The organism is Deinococcus sedimenti (assembly GCF_014648135.1).
Lineage (GTDB): Bacteria > Deinococcota > Deinococci > Deinococcales > Deinococcaceae > Deinococcus > Deinococcus sedimenti.
Genome location: NZ_BMQN01000001.1, coordinates 373,453 through 389,174, shown reverse-complemented (window position 1 = coordinate 389,174; position 15,722 = coordinate 373,453). Strand labels below are relative to the sequence as shown.

Genomic DNA, 15,722 nt, shown 5'->3' with positions numbered 1-15,722 from the left:
GTTGACGTTCACTTTCGTGCGGGGGCGGGGTATGCTGCCGGACATGACCGACAGTCAGACTGCCGCCACCCCGCAGGCCAGCATGCGCGCCATCCGCGTGGAACGCCTCGGGCCGCCCGACGTCATGCAGCTTCAGGACGCACCCGTCCCCTCCCCCGCGCCCGGCGAGGTCCGCGTGCGCGTCGAGGCGGTCGGCATCAACTTCGCCGACGCGCTGGCCGTCGCCGGGGAGTACCTCACCCGCACCCGCGTGCCGTACACGCCCGGCATGGAATTCGCCGGAATCGTGGACGCCCTGGGCGAGGGCGTCAGCGGCGTGCAGGTCGGGACGCGCGTCGCCGCGCTGGGCGGCAGCGGCGCCATGGCCGAGTACGCCACCGTGCCCGCCGCCGCGCTGATCCCCGTCCCGCAGAGCCTCAGCGGCGCGCAGGCCGCCGCGTTCCCCGTGTCGTACTTCACCGCGTACCACGGCCTGAAAACCCTCGGGCGCGGCGAGGCCGGCGAGTGGGTGCTCGTGCAGGCCGCCGCCGGGGCGCTGGGCACCGCCAGCATCCAGCTCGCCAAGGCCCTCGGCATGAACGTCATCGCGCTGGCCAGCACCGACGAGAAACTGGACATCGCCCGCACCCTGGGCGCGGACATCACCATCCTGCAGGACGACCCGGACCGCGTGAAGAAAGTCCGCGACGCGGCGGGCGGCAAGGGCGTGCCCCTGATCCTGGAGGTCGTGGGCGGCAAACGCTTCCAGGAGAGCCTCGACATGGCCGCCAGCCGCGGCCGGATCATCGTGATCGGCAACGCCAGCCGCGAACAGGCGAACCTGCGCCCCGTGGAACTCATGAAACGCAACCTGACCGTCACAGGCCTGTGGCTGACCAGCCTCATGAACGACGCCCCCGCCACTGCCGAGGCCGCCCGCGCCCTGGCCGAGCTCGTCGGCAGCGGCCAGGTCGTCCCGCAGGTCGGCCCCACCTACGCCCTGGACCAGAGCGTGCAGGCCTTCGAGGACCTCCTGAACCGCCGCACGACCGGCAAGGTCATCATCGAACCCGGCCGCTGAGTCTCACCATCCAGTGACGCCCCTCCCATGCGGGGGGGCGTCTTCTGCTGTTCCCCGCCTCTGGTCCCGGCCGCTGGTCTCGGCCGACCGTTTCGCGGCCCCGATCACGGGTTGATCATGCCTCCGGCGGCACAGTGCAGGCCAGCCCCGCTAACGCGGCCATAACGCGCGGGCGGGCACACTCGGTCTCACTCGTCCTCTCATCCATCCGGAGCGTCCCTGCCATGATCCCCACCCTGTTCCCCGACCGTCATCCCATCGCCTTCCTGGTTCACCCCCGGTCGAACGTCGCCGCGGACCTGGGCGGCATCTTCCGCCCGCTGGGCTGGGTGCCCAACCGCGTGTACGACGCCGCGCTGCGCCGCGTGGCTTTCCCCAGCCCCGTCACCGGATCGTTCCGCCACGCCGATCAGCCCGAGCGGCCCGCCGGGTGGCTGATCACGGTACCCCTCACCCCCCGCGAGTTGCTGGGCGGCGGACGGCGCGTGCAGCGCATCATCGGTCAGGCGGTCGACCGCGCCGGGAAACTCGGCGCACGGACCGTCGGCCTGGGCGCCCTGACGGCCCCCGCCACGGCAGGCGGCGCGGCCCTGCGGCACCGCGCGGACATCGGCGTGACGAACGGCAACGCCTTCACGGCCGCCGTCACCCTGCTGGGCGCGCAGCGCCTGCTCGCCGGGCTGCCCGCCGATGCCACCATCGCCCTGGTGGGGGCCACGGGCAGCGTCGGGGCGTGCCTGACGCGCCTGCTCGCCGCGCGCACCGCCCACCCACTGCTGCTGGTTGCCCGCAACGAACTGCGCCTCAATGCCCTGCGGGACAGCCTGCCCGCCGGGAGGTCGGAGGCCACCACCGACATGCGCCGCGTGCGGGAAGCGGACCTCGTGATCCTGCTGACGAGCGCCGAGGACGCCGTGCTGCGCAGCGAGCACCTGAAACCGGGCGCGGTCGTGCTGGACGACACCCAGCCCCGCAACACCCGCCCGGAACTGCTGGTGGAACGACCGGACGTGCGGATCGTGGACGGCGGGCTGGTCAGCGTGCCCGGCGTGCAGCGGCGCGGCTTCATCGGCCTGCCGCACGGCGTGGCATACGCCTGCCTCGCGGAGACGCTGCTGCTGGGCCTCAGCGGGCACCAGGGGCACTACTCGCTGGGCAGCCCGCGCCCCGAGCAGGCTGAGCACCTCCTGACCCTCGCCGCGCAGGCTGGCCATCTGGGCTTCACCCTGGCCCCCACCCACTCGTTCGGACGGCTGGTCGAGCCGGATCACCAGCCGGACGGGGCCTCCTTCACTCCCGTCCCCAGCCCTGCCGGGGTGCGTGCGTGAGCGGCGGCCCACAGCGGATCGTGATCGTGGGCGGCGGGTACGTGGGCGTGGACGCCTACCGGGCGCTGCTGCGCGGCGCGCGGCGCGCGGTCCGGTCCGGACGGGTGCAGATCACGGTGGTCAATCCCACACCGTTCCACAGCTTCCACGGGTTCACGGGCGAGGTGCTGGTCGGACAGGTGGCCCTGCCGCACGTCCGGGCGCCGCTGGCCCCGCTGCTGCCGCACGCGCAGGTCGTGCAGGGCACCGTCACGCACGTGGACCTGAGCATGCGGCGCGTGCAGGTGCAGGCCGAGAGCGGCGCAGAGCACTCATTGCCCTTCGATCAACTGGTGCTGGGCGTGGGGTCCGTGGATCCCTTCGAGCGGGTGCCGGGTCTGCGGGAACATGGCTGGGCCCTGAAACGCCCGCAGGACATGCAGGCCTTCCGCACGGCGCTTCAGGAGCGGTTCGCGGCGCGGGTGCCCACGACTGTGAACGTGATCGGTGGCGGGTACGCGGGGGTCGAGATGGCCGCCGCGATCCGCGAACGCCAGCGGCGGGATGGCCTGCCCGGCGAGGTGCACTTGATCTGTTCGGGCGCGGTCCTGGACACATTGCCCCCCGAACTGGACCGCCTGCGTGTCCACGCCCGGGCCTCTCTCGTGGATCTGGGGGTGCAGGTGCACGAGGGTCAGCGGGTCCAGGCGATCGAGGGCAGTGGCGCGCGCCTAGAAGACGGCGAACTGCGTCCGGCGGACCTGACGCTGTTCGCGGCCGGGATCGCGCACGCGCCCCTGAGTGGCACGGAGGCCCTGCCGCGCGACGCACGCGGGCGGCTGATGACCGATCCGTTCCTGCGCGTCCCAGGGTTCCCCGGCGTGTGGGCCGGTGGGGACGCGGCGGCAGTCCGGCACCCACGCGGCGGCGAGTGTCCCGTGAACGCCCTGTGGGCGATGAAGCACGGCATGTGCATCGGACGGAACGTGGCCCGCAGCCTCCGTGGAGCGGAACTGACCCCGTTCCGGTACGGCGGACTGGGGCAGAGTGCCAGCCTGGGCCGCTGGAACGGCGTCACGGAACTGCGGGGCCTGCTGTTCACCGGGCCGGTCGCGTGGGTGATGCGCCTGGGGTTCTTCGCTTGGTTCATGCCCAGCAAACGGCACGGCGCGCAGGTGACGGCGGACCTGTTGTGGCGCGCCCCCCGGGCCCGGCGGACCGTGCGGCCGCTGGACGCCGCCCCGGCGACCGACTGAACGGACCCCCGCTTACTGGGTGAAGAAGCGCAACAGGGGCCGCCACCAGGGAATGGCGAGCAGGATGGTGAGCAGGCTCAGCGCGGTCCAGAGGGTCGCGGCGCGGAACTTGCTCGGGTCGGTGGGGGCCTTGCGGGCCTGCACGCTGGCGAGGGTGCCGAACACGGCGGCGATGAGGCCCAGGCCCAGGTGTTCCCACTGGAAGCTGGTGCGGGGCGCGCCCGCGAACACGGGGATGTTCTGCATGCCCATGAACGCGAACAGCAGCAGGCCCAGCACGACCTGCAGGTGCAGGCTGCCCATGAACATCACGACCGGGCGACGGTCGGCGGGCGTGAAGGTGCGCCCGCCGGACGCGCCAGGCACGCTGCGGATCAGGGTCCAGATGCCTGCGATGAGGATCAGCCAGCGGTTGAGGTTGTGGAGGGTCAGGAGGACGAGGTACAGGGTCGCCATGCCCGAAAGCCTAACCTGACCGCTCGGTAAGCTCAAGGGACAGGGGCTGCGAGCTCACTCCGCAGGGACTTACTCAGAACACGACGGTCTTGTTGCCGTACACCAGCACGCGGTCTTCCACGTGCGCCTTCACGGCGCGGGCCAGCACCTGCCGTTCCACGTCCCGCCCGATGCGCATCAGGCTGTCGGGCGTCTCGCGGTGCGTGACTGGGATGACGTCCTGCGCGATGATCGGCCCGGCGTCGAGTTCCTCGGTGACGTAATGGCTGGTCGCGCCGATGAGTTTCACACCCCGGTTGAACGCCGCGCGGTAGGGGTTCGCGCCGACGAACGCCGGGAGGAACGAGTGGTGGATGTTGATCACGGGCCGCCCGAAGCTGCGCAGGAAGTCCCCGCTGAGGATCTGCATGTAGCGGGCCAGCACGGCGAAGTCCGCGCCCGCCTCGTGCATCAGGCGGACCTGCTCGGCTTCTGCCTCGGCCTTGGTGTCCTTCGTGACGGGCACGACGTGGAAGGGAATGCCGAACATCTCCGCGTCGCGGCGCAGGTCTTCGTGGTTGCTGATGATCAGCGGAATCTCGATGTTCAGCTCGCCCCGGCGTTTACGCCACAGCAGGTCCAGGAAGCAGTGGTCGTAGCGGCTGACGAGCAGCGCCATGCGTTTGGGTTCCGTGGTGTACGCGACGCGCCACTCCATCCCGAAGGGCGCGGCGACGACGGTCGCGAAAGCCCGCTCGAACTGGTCACGGGCGAGGTCCAGGCCCGCGAGGTGGAATTCCATGCGCATGAAGAACGTACCGCCCGCCGGGTCGGTGCTGTGCTGGTCGCTGTGCAGGATGTTCGCGCCGTGGTTGTGCAGGAACTGCGAGACCGCCGCGACGATCCCGCCTCGGTCGGGGCAGGTGATCGTCAGGACGGCGGTGTTCAGGGGGTCGAGCGCGGCTGGTGGCACCGTCATATCCGGCGAGGATACTGCACGCCCGCTGAAGGCACCGGCCCCTGTCTTGCCTGTCGGCTTCGGCGAGGCGGGACGCCGTGGGGGCGCGTGGTGCTAGGCTCGCGGCCATGAGTGCAGATCTGCTTCCCTACGCCCCGGACCTTCACGCGGCCCTGCTGGCCGATTACTGCCTGTCGGCCGCGCCGGGCGAGCGGCTGCTGGTCGCGGGGGGGCAGGAGGCGACGCCGCTGATCCGCGCGGTGACGCGGGCGCTGCTGTCGCGCGGCGCGCGGCCCGTGGTGCGCGTGGACTACCCGGGGCAGCTGGAGGACTTCGCGGAACTGGCCAGTGACGCGGTGCTGGACGCCATTCACCCGGCGGACCTGTCGGACGTGGAGGCGCTGGACGGCAGCCTGCGCGTCCTGACGCCGGCCGAGCCCCGGAGTGTGGACGCCGCCCGGCGGGCGCGGCTGCTCGCGGCGAACGCGCCGGTCGCGTCGGCCCGCGCGCGGAGGAAGTGGAGCCTCACGCTGTACCCGACCGTGTACGCGGCGGCGCAGGCCGGTATGAGTGAAGTGCAGTTCGGGGATTTCGTGATGCGCGCCATGTTCCTCGACCGCGCCGACCCGGTGGCCGCCTGGGGTGAGGTGCGCGCGACGCAGGCCCGCATCATTGAGCGCCTGACCCGCGCGGACGTCGTGCGGATCGAGGCGCCCGGCACGGACCTGACCCTGCGCGTGGGGGGCCGCACCTGGGCGAACAGTGACGGCAAGCGCAACATGCCCAGCGGCGAGGTGTTCACCGGCCCGCACGAGGACAGCGCCGATGGCGTCGTGACGTTCACCGTGCCCGCCGAGTATCAGGGCGTGATGGTGCGCGGCGCGCGCTTGGAGTTCCGGGGTGGGCTGGTCGTGAACGCCAGCGCCGACGAGGGCGAGGCCGCGCTGCTGGCCGCGCTGGACACCGATCCGGGCGCGCGGCGCCTCGGGGAACTGGGCATCGGCACGAACGGCGGCATTCAGGTGCCGACCGGGAACATCCTGTTCGACGAGAAGATCGGCGGGACCGTGCACCTCGCCATCGGCAGGAGCTACCCGGAAACGGGCGGCGTGAACGTCAGCGCCGTGCACTGGGACCTGATCACGGACCTGCGCCGGGGGGGTCGCCTGAGCCTGGACGGCGAGGTCGTACAGGAGAACGGGCAGTTCCTGATCTGACCGAACCGGCGGATCCCTGGACAGCGGTGGGGGATCCGTCCGGCCCTGGACGGCGGATGAACCGTGCATGAAGCGATCCTGACGGCCGCATGAAGAACGGCGTGCCGCATGGCGGCCAAATCGGGTCACACTCAGGAGGTCATGTCGTCCTGCCCGATCGAACGGAGCCTGAGCCTGCCAGAGCCGGACTGGTCGGCCCTGGTGCGGACCGCCTCACCCCTCCTGTTCGCACTCGCTCAGCGCAACCGGGCGCAGGACCCGGAGGAATTCACCTTCCGGGTCCTGCGCCGCGCCCTGACCGAGCGCGGGTGCTGGGTGCGTTCGGGCCTGCCGGCCCGGGTGTGGCTGTGCGGACTGGCCCTGCAGATGGCCCGCGCAGCCCATCCGCCGCGCGTGGCCGGACCGGCCGCCAGCTGAGCGGCACAGCTCCGACCTGCAGCGGCAGCGGCCGGTTCCCAGTGAGGACCGGCCGCTGCCGCTGTGCCGCTCGCCTGTTGGGGCTTACCGCTTATTGGGGTTGCTCAGGTCCTGCTCCGAGATGGCGCTGCCCTGCGCGGCGGCCTTCACGGTGCTGACCGGGGTGCTGCTGGTGGGGGCCGGTGCGGCGCTGCCGTCGGCGGAGGCCTGCTGCGCGTAGCTCTGGGCGCTGGCGGCGGGGGCGGTGCGGGTGAACGCGCCGACGCCGCTGGTGTAGCTGGGGCTGACGTGCCCGCCGGGGCCTTTCTGGACGGTGCCAGGCTGCGCGTCGCGGTCGCGGGGCTGTCCGGCCTTGTCGAGCAGGCCGTCTGCGAAGGTTTCCAGGCGGGGCGTGACGACCTTGTCCATCAGGGTCTTCACGGCCAGCGTGCCCAGCGTGGCGACCAGGGCGCCACCCACGCCGCCGCCCTTGTGGGTCTTCTGCGCCTTGATGAGCGCCTTCTGGTGTTTGGCGGGGCTCTGGGCGTCCACGTAGATCTTGCGGCTGCGGCGGAACTGACGGCCCACGACAATGCCCATCAGCGCGCCGACGGCGGATGCGCCGCCCAGCATCTTCAGGGGGTCCTTCTGCATGTTGGCGTGCAGGCTGACCTGATGGGTCAGGGCGTCCACGCTTTCCTGCAGGCGTTTGCGGGCCTCCTCGCGTTCGGTGAGGTACTCGGGCATGTCACTTGCCGCCTTTGTTCATGTCCTCGCGGAAGGTGGGGGTGGTGCTGACGCTGATCCCTGGGGCGTCTTTCAGCACCCTGGGTTCCTGCAGGTTGGGGTCGTGGTCGTGGTGCCCGCTGATCTTCTTGTTCAGGCCGCTGCCGTAGTGGGCGGCTTCCCCGCCGGGTTTGCTCTCGTACACGGGCACGGTGACAGAACCCTCCTCCGTGCGGACGGTAGCCATACCATCGGCCTCGTGCAGCACGCGGGTCTCTCCGGCGGCGTGGTCCTGCGCGTCGCGGCGCAGTTCGACCTTGGGGCCGCTGTCGTTGTGCGAGTCGCGAGCGGCGTTGCTGCCGCTGGCGGCGGGCGCCGCGCTACCAGTGGTGGCCGAGGTGGAAGTGGGGGTGGTGTCGTCCATGCTGTCCCTCCGGATGCGGGGTTCGTCCATGTGAACGTCGGCGCCGAGTTTCTTGAGCCCCATGAAGATCAGGGCACCGGTGACGGCGAAGCTGACCAGGGCGATGATCAGCGCGGCGGCCCAGGCGCCCAGGCCCAGGCGCATCAGACCGTAGAACACGGCCAGGATGATGAAGATCAGACCCAGGACCAGGGGCCCGGTAGCGGCGAACAGCAGGACGGCGCCCACGCCCTTGGCTTTGGCGATCTGACCGGCTTTGCGGGCGACGGAGCTGATCTCCGATTTGACGAGGGTGACGCCCGCGTCGAATACGTCGACGAGTGCGCCTCCCATGCTCTTGCGTTCTTCCATGCTTCCTCCGGGTGAAGCCCTCACGTTTCATGAACGGGGGGGGTGAAGTGCCCCCAGCATAATGAACCCTGTGCCCCGTGCCGCGCAGGACCAAGAAAACCTGAATCCCGACCGGTCGGCAGGGGTGGCCCTCTCGGCCGCCCAGCGCAGCAACCTCTCGCCCCTGACCGCCTGGGGGTACGCGTGGTGGCGGGCGCGGTCGCTGGGCCTTCTGGGCGCGCGTGGCTTCACGCTGGAACGCGAGGCGGCCCTGTTCCGCGCGCTGTGCCGCCCCGCTCCGGGTCAGCACTGGCTGGACGTCGGGACCAGCGCCGGCTTCTACGCGGGCGTGCTGGCCCGCTCGGGCGCGCAGGTCACGGCAGCGGACCTGAGCCCGGCGATGCTGCGGGTCGCGGCCGCCCGTGAACCTCATCCCTCCATCCGCTGGACCCAGCTGAATGTGGAAGCCAGTGACCTCCCCTCGACCTCGTTCGACGGAATCACCGTGGGAGCGACGCTGAATGAGACGCGTGATCCGGCGCGCCTGCTGCTGGAGCTGTCCCGGCTGGTGCGTCCGGGCGGGCAGGTATGGCTGATGTACCTGCCGCGAACGGCAGGGCCGCTTCAGGCGCTGCTGTCCCGCCCCTCTCTGGGCGGACTGACCTTCCCGGACCCGGCCTGGGTGGCCCGGCAGCTGCCCGGCTGCGGGCGCACGGACGGGCTGAGCGTGGGGGCAGTGCGGTTCGAGCGCTTCGAGCGGTCCGGGGGCCGGTGATGGGGGGAGACGGCACTCTGTAACAATCCGTGACGTTTCACACCCCTGCGCCCCCGTACACTCCCTGCAAAGGAACCTATCGTGACTGACCTGACCTTCACCTCCGCATCCCCCCCCGGACTGGACCGGGCCGTGGCGCACTGTCAGGACGTGACGCGGGAGCACAGCAAGACCTTCTATCTGGGGTCGCGCTTCTTTCCCATGGCGCAGCGGCGCGCCGTGTGGGCCGTGTATGCCGCGTGCCGCGACGGGGACGACATCGTGGACGAACTGACCGGGCACGCCGCGCAGGTCGGGCTGGAACGCTGGTGGGCCCGCGTGCAGGCAGCGTTCGCCGGGCGGCCCGGCGATCACCCGATCGACACGGCGCTCGCCTGGGCGGCCCGCGAGTACCCCATTCCGCTCTCGGCGTTCGAGGAACTGCACCAGGGGCTGCGCATGGATCTGCGCGGTCACGAGTACCGCAGCATGGACGACCTGATGCTGTACTGCCGCCGGGTGGCGGGCGTGGTGGGTTTCATGATCGCGCCGGTCAGCGGGTACAGCGGTGGCGAACGCACCCTGCACGCCGCGCTGATGCTGGGACAGGCGATGCAGCTGACGAACATCCTGCGGGACGTGGGCGAGGACCTCACGCGCGGGCGGGTGTATCTACCCTCGGACCTGCTGGCCGAGTTCCATGTGAGCCGCGCCGATCTGGACCGCGGCGTGGTCACACCCGAGTACCGCGCGCTCATGCGGCACCTGAGCGCCCTGGCCCGCGAGTGGTACGCGGAGGGCCGCCAGGGCATCCCCTGCCTGCACGGCAGCGCCCGGCTGGCCGTGGCGACCGCCGCCCGCGCGTACGAGGGCATTCTGGACGACCTCGCGCGGAACGACTTCGACAACTTCGGGCGGCGCGCGCACGTCAGCGGGACCCGCAAACTGCTGATGCTGCCGCAGGCGTGGTGGGAACTGCGCAGCGCGCCCGCCAGCCTGTCCTGACCACCCGGCCCGCCCTGAACACCCTGCTTTCACACCACGCCGCCCGCACGACTGGGGCGGCGGGAGGTTGCCACGAATGACCCCTGAATCCTCTCCCCTGCCTGCCTCGTCCCGCCGCAAGACCGCCCTGATCGTCGGGGCGGGCATCGGGGGCCTGTCGCTGGGCATCCGCCTGCAGTCGCTGGGTTTCGATACAACCATCGTCGAGCGACTGGACCAGCCGGGCGGCCGCGCGTACCAGAAACGCACTGCCGACGGGTACGTGTTCGACATGGGCCCCACCGTGATCACAGTGCCGCACTTCATCGAGGAACTGTTCGCCCTGGAACGCGACAAGGGCATGCTGGCCGAGCCGGACTACCCCGCGCAGATCCTCGGCCCGGACGCCCGCGTGCGTGAGGGCGAGAGCGGCGGCAAACGCACCCGCGACTACGTGAAGCTCGTGCCGATCCTGCCGTTCTACCGCATCTACTTCGATGACGGCACCTTCTTCGACTACGACGGCGACCCGGTCAGCACCCGCCGCCAGATCGCGGACCTCGCCCCGGAGGACCTCGCGGGCTACGAGCGCTTCCACGCGGACGCGCAGGCGATCTTCGAACGCGGCTTTCTGGAACTGGGGTACACGCACTTCGGGGACATGCCCACCATGCTGCGGGTCGTGCCGGACCTGATGCGCCTGGACGCCGTGCGCACGCTGTTCTCGTTCACCAGCAAGTACTTCCAGAACCCGAAGATGCGTCAGGTGTTCTCCTTCGAGACGCTGCTGGTCGGCGGGAATCCCCTGAGCGTCCCGGCGATCTACGCGATGATCCACTTCGTGGAGAAGACCTGGGGCATCCACTACGCGATGGGCGGGACGGGTGCGCTCGTGGACGCCTTCGTGCGCAAGTTCGAGGAGATGGGCGGCACGCTACGCCTGAACGCCGGCGTGCAGGAAATCCTCGTGACCGACGACCGGGGCCGCCCGGTCCGCCGCCCCGGCGGGAAGCGCGTGGCGCGCGGCCTGCGGCTGGACAGCGGTGAGGAGCTGCACGCGGACATCGTCGTCAGCAACGGCGACTGGGCGAACACGTACCTCAAGCGCGTGCCCGCCGCCGCGCGCCTCGTGAACAGCGACGTGCGCGTTAAGGCCGCCCGCCAGAGCATGAGCCTGCTGGTCATCTACTTCGGTTTCCGCAGGGAAGGCCCGGAGCTGAACCTGCGCCACCACAACATCATCCTCGGGCCGCGCTACGAGGAACTGCTCACCGAGATCTTCGGGAAGAAGGTCCTGGGCCGCGACTTCAGCCAGTACCTGCACGTCCCCACCCTGACCGACCCCACCCTGGCCCCCGAGGGCCACCACGCCGCGTACACGCTGGTGCCCGTCCCGCACAACGCCAGCGGCCTCGACTGGACCGTGGAAGGACCCAGACTGGTCGAGCGGGTCTACGACTTCCTGGAGGAACGCGGATTCATTCCGAATCTGCGCGAGCGCCTGACGCACAGCGAGTTCATCACGCCCGACTACTTCGCCCAGACCCTCGACAGTTACCTCGGCAACGCCTTCGGGCCGGAGCCGATCCTCGCGCAGAGCGCGTACTTCCGCCCGCACAACCGCAGCGAGGACGTCCGCAACCTCTACATGGTGGGCGCGGGCGCGCAGCCCGGCGGCGGCACGCCCAGCGTCATGATGAGCGCCAAGATGACCGCCCGCCTGATCGCGCAGGACTTCGGCATTCACCCCAGCGTCCGCGACGGCGTGCCGGAACGGAGCACGGCCGAACTGGCCGCCGACTGAGTCCGGCAGGCGTGATCCCCAGTCTCAAAAATATCTTTCTAGATGACTCGTTCGTCTTGGACGTAAAGATTACGTACCAATCGGTGTGCGTGACCTTGCTGGCTGTTCTTCGACCAGATCACCCGAAGTACAGGCCTCCGTCACGCGGGGATATGCATTGCTATAAACGGGCTGAACTGGCGTTTAGGGATGTGATTGCCGTGGCATGGACGAACCAGAACATTTCCGGCAGCATCTCCATGGACGAGGATGGGCAGGATCTGGGGACGGTCGACACGTTTACTGTCAATGCAGACGTATATCGGCTCCAGGGAGATTTCGGCATGCTGGAGGTGCGTTCTTCATCTCCAGAACTGATCGTGTTGGAATAGTCCATCTGAGCGTGCGTTATGGTGCGGCCCGATGAGCGTGCCTTCCGTCACCCCCGACTGGTCCTATGAGCGTGAGCACTGGCGGCGCGGGTACTTCCGCGTGGCGGGCGTGGACGAGGCCGGGCGGGGCGCGTGGGCGGGTCCGGTGACGGTCGCGGCCGTGATCCTGCCGGGCACGGCGGCGGAGTACCCGTTCCGGGACAGCAAGCAGCTGAGTGCCGCGCAGCGCGAGGCGTTCGCGGCGCAGGTGCGCGAGGTCGCGGTGAGCTGGGCGGTGGAGCACGCCTGGCCGGACGAGATCGACCGGCTGAACATCCTGGGTGCCACGCACGCGGCGGCCGCCCGGGCGCTGGCACGGCTGGACCCGCCCCCGCAGGCCCTGGTCACGGATTACCTGAAGCTCCGCACGGACTTGCCCCTGATGGCACCACCCAGGGCGGACGCGCTGAGTTACTCGGTGGCCGCCGCGAGCCTGCTGGCGAAGACGGAACGGGACCGGCTGATGATGGACTTGGACGCGCAGCACCCGGGCTACGGCTTCGCGGGACACAAGGGGTACGGCGCGCCCGCCCACCGCGCGGCCCTGCGGGACCTGGGCGTCAGCGAGGCGCACCGCCGGTCCTTCGCCCCGATCCGGGCGCTGCTGAACGAACCCGAGCGGCTGCTGTAGCGCGCGGGGTACGCTCGGCGCATGACGATCCAGCAGGCTCAGATCATCGCCGTCGCGCGGGACGGCACGCACCGCTTCAGCAAGACGCCACAGCCGGGCATCACGCTGCTGGCCGGGCTGGGCGTGCAGGGCGACGCGCACGCGGGCGAGACGGTGCGGCACCGCTCACGCGTCCGGGCGGACCCCACGCAGCCGAACCTGCGGCAGGTGCACCTGATTCACGCCGAACTGCTTGGTCAGGTCGCGGCGGACGGCTTCCGGGTGCAACCCGCTGACCTGGGGGAGAACATCACGACGCGTGGCCTGGACCTGCTGGCCCTGCCGCGCGGCACGCGTCTGACCTTCCCGTCCGGCGCGGCGATCGAGGTGACCGGGCTGCGCAATCCCTGCGCGCAGATCGACGCGTTCCAGCCGGGCCTGATGCGCCGCCTGATCGGCACGGACGACGCGGGCGACCCGGTGTTCCTCGCCGGAGTGATGGGCATCGTGCTGGAAGGCGGCGAGGTGACACCCGGTAACGCCGTCCACTTGGCGCTGCCGCCGGAACCGCACGAGCCCCTGCGGCGCGTGTAGCCACGCCGGAAGCGCCCGTCTGGACGTTGTCCGGACACGGCGCAGGGGGCTGCTCTGGATTGAGGTGGGGGTCAGCTCTTCAGGAAGGTGCTGACCTGCTCCGGCAGGTCGCCCGCGTCCATCAGGAACGCGTCGTGCCCGTGGATGCTGTTCAGTTCCACGTACTGCGCGTGCGGGAGGAGTGCGGCGCTGGCCTGCACCTCGGCGGCCGGGTACAGCTGGTCGCTGCTGATCCCGACAGCCAGGACGGGCGTGCGGATGGTACGCAGTTCGGCGTCGCTGGGCTGGAAGGCGTCCATCGCGCCGGTCAGGGTGACGTAGGTGCGTTCGCAGAAGCGCGCGTGGAGTTTCTCGCCCTGGTGGTGCAGGTAGGACGTGATGGCGGGGACGCCCTGCCGCTGCCCGCTCTGGGTGGCGGCGAAACTCTCGGGGCTGCGGTAGGAGAGCATGGCGATCTGCCGCGCGACCTTCAGCCCCTCCCCGCCGGGCGCGGCGCGGATGGCGCTGCGGGCAGCGGTGTTCAGCCCGATCGCCCACGGGGAGTGGCGGGCGGGGGCGCCGATGATCACGGCCTTCTCCACGAGGTCGGGGCATTCGAGCAGCCACGCGTACGCGAGCATGCCGCCCATGCTGCCACCCACGATCCGCACGCGTTTCACGCCCAGGTGGTCCAGCAGGGCGCGGCCCGCGCAGGCCAGGTCGCGCAGGGTCAGCGGGGCGTCCTGGCCGTTCAGGGTGGGCAGGTCGGCGGGGCCGCTGCTGCCCGCGCAGCCGCCCAGGACGTTCGCGCAGATCACGTAGTCCCGCCCTGTATCCAGGGGTTTCCCTTTGCCCAGGAAGTCCGGCCACCACTCGTGCACGGCGCTCGTACCGGTCAGGGCGTGGAGGACCAGCGTCGCGGTCTCCTGCGGCTGGCCGTAGGTGTGGTAGGCGAGGCGCACGTCACTGACGGGCAGGCCGCAGTCGAGCAGCAGCGGCTGGGTGCGGAACAGCCGCGCGACCCGCAGTCGGGGGCGTTCCTCGGCGTGACATCGTTCGGGCGTGTCGTCCGGTGCGCTCAGGGGCATGGTGGGGGTGGTGGGGTGCGTCAGGGCGGTCACGCGTCTCCCAGGGCCGCGTCACCGGCCTCGACTAGTGCGGCGGCCAGCGCCTGCGCGAAGTCCTCGCGGATGTCGTCGATGTGCTCGATGCCCACCGACACGCGCACCAGTCCGGGCGTGACCCCGGCGGCGCGCTGCGCGGCGTCCTCCAGCTGGCTGTGCGTGGTGCTGGCCGGGTGGATGACCAGCGTTCGGGTGTCGCCGACGTTCGCCACGTGCTGCGCCAGCGCGACCGAACGAATGAACGCCTCGCCCGCCGCGCGCCCGCCGCGCAGTTCGAAGGTCAGCACCGCGCCTGCCCCGCGCGGCAGGTAATGCTGCGCGCGGTCGAAGTGCGGGTGATTGCTCAGGCCGGGGTAGGTCACTCGGGCCACGTCCGGGTGCGCCGCCAGCCACGACGCCAGCGCCAGGGCGTTCTGCGCGTGGCGTTCGGCGCGCAGGCTCAGGGTTTCCAGGCCCTGCAGGAACTGCCACGCCTGCTGCGGGGCCAGGGTGGGGCCCAGGTCGCGCAGGCCCTCGGTGCGGGCGCGGATGATGAACGCCACGTTCGGCAGGCCCAGCGGGTTGCCCGCGCCGAAGGTCTCCCAGAAGTTCAGCCCGTGGTAGCTGGGGCTAGGTTCGGTCATGAGTGGGTAGCGGCCGTTGCCCCAGTCGAAGGTGCCGCCGTCCACGATCACGCCGCCGATCCCGTTGCCGTGCCCGCCGATCCACTTGCTGGCCGAGTGCAGGACCACGTCCGCGCCGTGCTTGAGAGGCTGGCAGTAGTACCCACCGGCGCCGAAGGTGTTGTCCACGATCACCGCGACGCCCTGCGCGTGCGCGGCGGCCGCGATCGCCTCGAAGTCCGGGATGTTCAGCGCGGGGTTCCCGATGGTCTCCAGGTACACGGCGCGGGTGCGGTCGTCGATCAGCGCGGTGAATTCCTCGGGGCGCTCGTCGCGGCTGGTGAAGCGCACCTCTATCCCGAGGCGCTTCAGCGTCACGCGGAACTGGTTCACGGTCCCGCCGTACAGGTTCGGGCTGGACACGATGTTATCCCCCGCCTGCGCGACGTTCGTGATCGCCAGGAACTGCGCGGCGTGCCCACTGGCGACCGCCAGCGCACCCACGCCACCCTCGAGCGCCGCGACGCGGTCCTCGAACACGGCGTTCGTGGGGTTCATGATCCGGCTGTAGATGTTCCCGAACTGCCGCAGGCCGAACAGGTCCGCCGCGTGCTCCGGGGACTGGAACACGTAACTGTTCGTGGGGTAGATGGGCGTCTGCTGGGCGCCCGTGGTGGGGTCGGGTTTCTGCCCGGCGTGAACCTGCAACGTTTCGAACTTGTGCGCCATGACTGCGCCTCCTGGGTGGGGTG

Annotated in this window: 17 protein-coding genes; 11 read left to right on the top strand and 6 right to left on the bottom strand. The window is 70.6% G+C overall.

The genetic code is table 11. The features are described 5' to 3' along the window. Positions 1 to 43 precede the first annotated feature (43 nt). From IEY69_RS01945 to IEY69_RS01935, 3 genes are all read left to right on the top strand, one after another. Positions 44 to 1,060 (top strand): NADPH:quinone oxidoreductase family protein, encoded by a 1,017-nt coding sequence (locus IEY69_RS01945; protein WP_229783559.1) that lies wholly within the window; start codon positions 44 to 46, stop codon positions 1,058 to 1,060. A 224-nt stretch (positions 1,061 to 1,284) separates the two neighbouring features. Continuing rightward, the gene (locus IEY69_RS01940; RefSeq protein WP_189071461.1) at positions 1,285 to 2,388 is read left to right on the top strand and encodes a semialdehyde dehydrogenase; all 1,104 of its coding nucleotides are present in this window, start codon (positions 1,285 to 1,287) and stop codon (positions 2,386 to 2,388) included. Then, entirely contained in the window at positions 2,385 to 3,623 is a 1,239-nt protein-coding gene (locus IEY69_RS01935) for an NAD(P)/FAD-dependent oxidoreductase (protein WP_189071460.1), read from the top strand. The genes IEY69_RS01940 and IEY69_RS01935 overlap by 4 nt, the downstream gene beginning before the upstream one ends. A gap of 12 nt (positions 3,624 to 3,635) precedes the next feature. On the opposite strand, the gene IEY69_RS01930 is transcribed toward IEY69_RS01935, so the two are convergent. Both IEY69_RS01930 and purU read right to left on the bottom strand, forming a co-directional pair. Continuing rightward, positions 3,636 to 4,079, bottom strand: a complete 444-nt coding sequence (locus tag IEY69_RS01930; protein WP_189071459.1) for a hypothetical protein — start codon at positions 4,077 to 4,079, stop codon at positions 3,636 to 3,638. A gap of 73 nt (positions 4,080 to 4,152) precedes the next feature. Continuing rightward, positions 4,153 to 5,037: a formyltetrahydrofolate deformylase gene (purU, locus tag IEY69_RS01925; protein WP_189071458.1), complete on the bottom strand. Its 885-nt coding sequence runs from the start codon at positions 5,035 to 5,037 to the stop codon at positions 4,153 to 4,155. Positions 5,038 to 5,144: 107 nt separating this feature from the next. On the opposite strand from purU, the gene IEY69_RS01920 reads away from it, so the two are divergent. Both IEY69_RS01920 and IEY69_RS01915 read left to right on the top strand, forming a co-directional pair. Further along, positions 5,145 to 6,233, top strand: coding sequence for an aminopeptidase (locus IEY69_RS01920; RefSeq protein ID WP_189071457.1), 1,089 nt, complete (start codon positions 5,145 to 5,147; stop codon positions 6,231 to 6,233). A 141-nt stretch (positions 6,234 to 6,374) separates the two neighbouring features. Beyond that, positions 6,375 to 6,650, top strand: a complete 276-nt coding sequence (locus IEY69_RS01915; RefSeq protein WP_189071456.1) for a hypothetical protein — start codon at positions 6,375 to 6,377, stop codon at positions 6,648 to 6,650. A gap of 84 nt (positions 6,651 to 6,734) precedes the next feature. On the opposite strand, the gene IEY69_RS01910 is transcribed toward IEY69_RS01915, so the two are convergent. Together IEY69_RS01910 and IEY69_RS01905 are read right to left on the bottom strand one after the other, a co-directional pair. Further along, a complete protein-coding gene (locus IEY69_RS01910; protein ID WP_189071455.1) occupies positions 6,735 to 7,376 on the bottom strand; it encodes a hypothetical protein in 642 nt (213 codons plus the stop codon). Position 7,377: 1 nt separating this feature from the next. Next, a complete protein-coding gene (locus IEY69_RS01905; protein ID WP_189071454.1) occupies positions 7,378 to 8,130 on the bottom strand; it encodes a phage holin family protein in 753 nt (250 codons plus the stop codon). A 61-nt stretch (positions 8,131 to 8,191) separates the two neighbouring features. Between IEY69_RS01905 and IEY69_RS01900 the strand changes: the two genes are divergently transcribed. From IEY69_RS01900 to IEY69_RS01875, 6 genes are all read left to right on the top strand, one after another. After that, positions 8,192 to 8,884, top strand: a complete 693-nt coding sequence (locus IEY69_RS01900; protein ID WP_189071453.1) for a class I SAM-dependent methyltransferase — start codon at positions 8,192 to 8,194, stop codon at positions 8,882 to 8,884. Between the two features lie 90 nt (positions 8,885 to 8,974). After that, a complete protein-coding gene (locus IEY69_RS01895) occupies positions 8,975 to 9,868 on the top strand; it encodes a phytoene/squalene synthase family protein (RefSeq protein ID WP_268243851.1) in 894 nt (297 codons plus the stop codon). 76 nt (positions 9,869 to 9,944) lie between these two features. After that, on the top strand, positions 9,945 to 11,651 hold the full coding sequence (gene crtI, locus IEY69_RS01890; protein WP_189071452.1) for a phytoene desaturase family protein: 1,707 nt from the start codon (positions 9,945 to 9,947) through the stop codon (positions 11,649 to 11,651). Between the two features lie 89 nt (positions 11,652 to 11,740). Next, the gene (locus IEY69_RS01885; RefSeq protein ID WP_189071451.1) at positions 11,741 to 12,022 is read left to right on the top strand and encodes a hypothetical protein; all 282 of its coding nucleotides are present in this window, start codon (positions 11,741 to 11,743) and stop codon (positions 12,020 to 12,022) included. Between the two features lie 31 nt (positions 12,023 to 12,053). Beyond that, positions 12,054 to 12,692 carry a ribonuclease HII gene (gene rnhB, locus IEY69_RS01880; protein WP_189071450.1) on the top strand — a complete coding sequence of 213 codons (639 nt, stop codon included), beginning with the start codon at positions 12,054 to 12,056 and terminating at the stop codon, positions 12,690 to 12,692. Between the two features lie 21 nt (positions 12,693 to 12,713). Continuing rightward, on the top strand, positions 12,714 to 13,265 hold the full coding sequence (locus IEY69_RS01875; protein ID WP_189071449.1) for an MOSC domain-containing protein: 552 nt from the start codon (positions 12,714 to 12,716) through the stop codon (positions 13,263 to 13,265). 71 nt (positions 13,266 to 13,336) lie between these two features. Here the strand turns inward: IEY69_RS01875 and IEY69_RS01870 are convergent, their stop codons facing one another. Further along, positions 13,337 to 14,365 carry a homoserine O-acetyltransferase family protein gene (locus tag IEY69_RS01870; protein WP_229783557.1) on the bottom strand — a complete coding sequence of 343 codons (1,029 nt, stop codon included), beginning with the start codon at positions 14,363 to 14,365 and terminating at the stop codon, positions 13,337 to 13,339. After that, positions 14,362 to 15,699 (bottom strand): O-acetylhomoserine aminocarboxypropyltransferase/cysteine synthase family protein, encoded by a 1,338-nt coding sequence (locus tag IEY69_RS01865; protein WP_189071448.1) that lies wholly within the window; start codon positions 15,697 to 15,699, stop codon positions 14,362 to 14,364. The genes IEY69_RS01870 and IEY69_RS01865 overlap by 4 nt, the downstream gene beginning before the upstream one ends. Positions 15,700 to 15,722 lie beyond the last annotated feature (23 nt).

Excerpts from the sequence above, each read along its gene's own strand:
- IEY69_RS01910 (WP_189071455.1), bottom strand. The coding sequence starts at position 7,376 with ATGCCCGAGTACCTCACCGAACGCGAGGAGGCCCGCAAACGCCTGCAG.
- IEY69_RS01930 (WP_189071459.1), bottom strand. The coding sequence starts at position 4,079 with ATGGCGACCCTGTACCTCGTCCTCCTGACCCTCCACAACCTCAACCGC.
- IEY69_RS01865 (WP_189071448.1), bottom strand. The coding sequence starts at position 15,699 with ATGGCGCACAAGTTCGAAACGTTGCAGGTTCACGCCGGGCAGAAACCC.
- rnhB (WP_189071450.1), top strand. The coding sequence starts at position 12,054 with ATGAGCGTGCCTTCCGTCACCCCCGACTGGTCCTATGAGCGTGAGCAC.
- IEY69_RS01875 (WP_189071449.1), top strand. The coding sequence starts at position 12,714 with ATGACGATCCAGCAGGCTCAGATCATCGCCGTCGCGCGGGACGGCACG.
- IEY69_RS01905 (WP_189071454.1), bottom strand. The coding sequence starts at position 8,130 with ATGGAAGAACGCAAGAGCATGGGAGGCGCACTCGTCGACGTATTCGAC.
- purU (WP_189071458.1), bottom strand. The coding sequence starts at position 5,037 with ATGACGGTGCCACCAGCCGCGCTCGACCCCCTGAACACCGCCGTCCTG.
- IEY69_RS01920 (WP_189071457.1), top strand. The coding sequence starts at position 5,145 with ATGAGTGCAGATCTGCTTCCCTACGCCCCGGACCTTCACGCGGCCCTG.
- crtI (WP_189071452.1), top strand. The coding sequence starts at position 9,945 with ATGACCCCTGAATCCTCTCCCCTGCCTGCCTCGTCCCGCCGCAAGACC.
- IEY69_RS01940 (WP_189071461.1), top strand. The coding sequence starts at position 1,285 with ATGATCCCCACCCTGTTCCCCGACCGTCATCCCATCGCCTTCCTGGTT.
- IEY69_RS01945 (WP_229783559.1), top strand. The coding sequence starts at position 44 with ATGACCGACAGTCAGACTGCCGCCACCCCGCAGGCCAGCATGCGCGCC.
- IEY69_RS01915 (WP_189071456.1), top strand. The coding sequence starts at position 6,375 with ATGTCGTCCTGCCCGATCGAACGGAGCCTGAGCCTGCCAGAGCCGGAC.
- IEY69_RS01900 (WP_189071453.1), top strand. The coding sequence starts at position 8,192 with ATGAACCCTGTGCCCCGTGCCGCGCAGGACCAAGAAAACCTGAATCCC.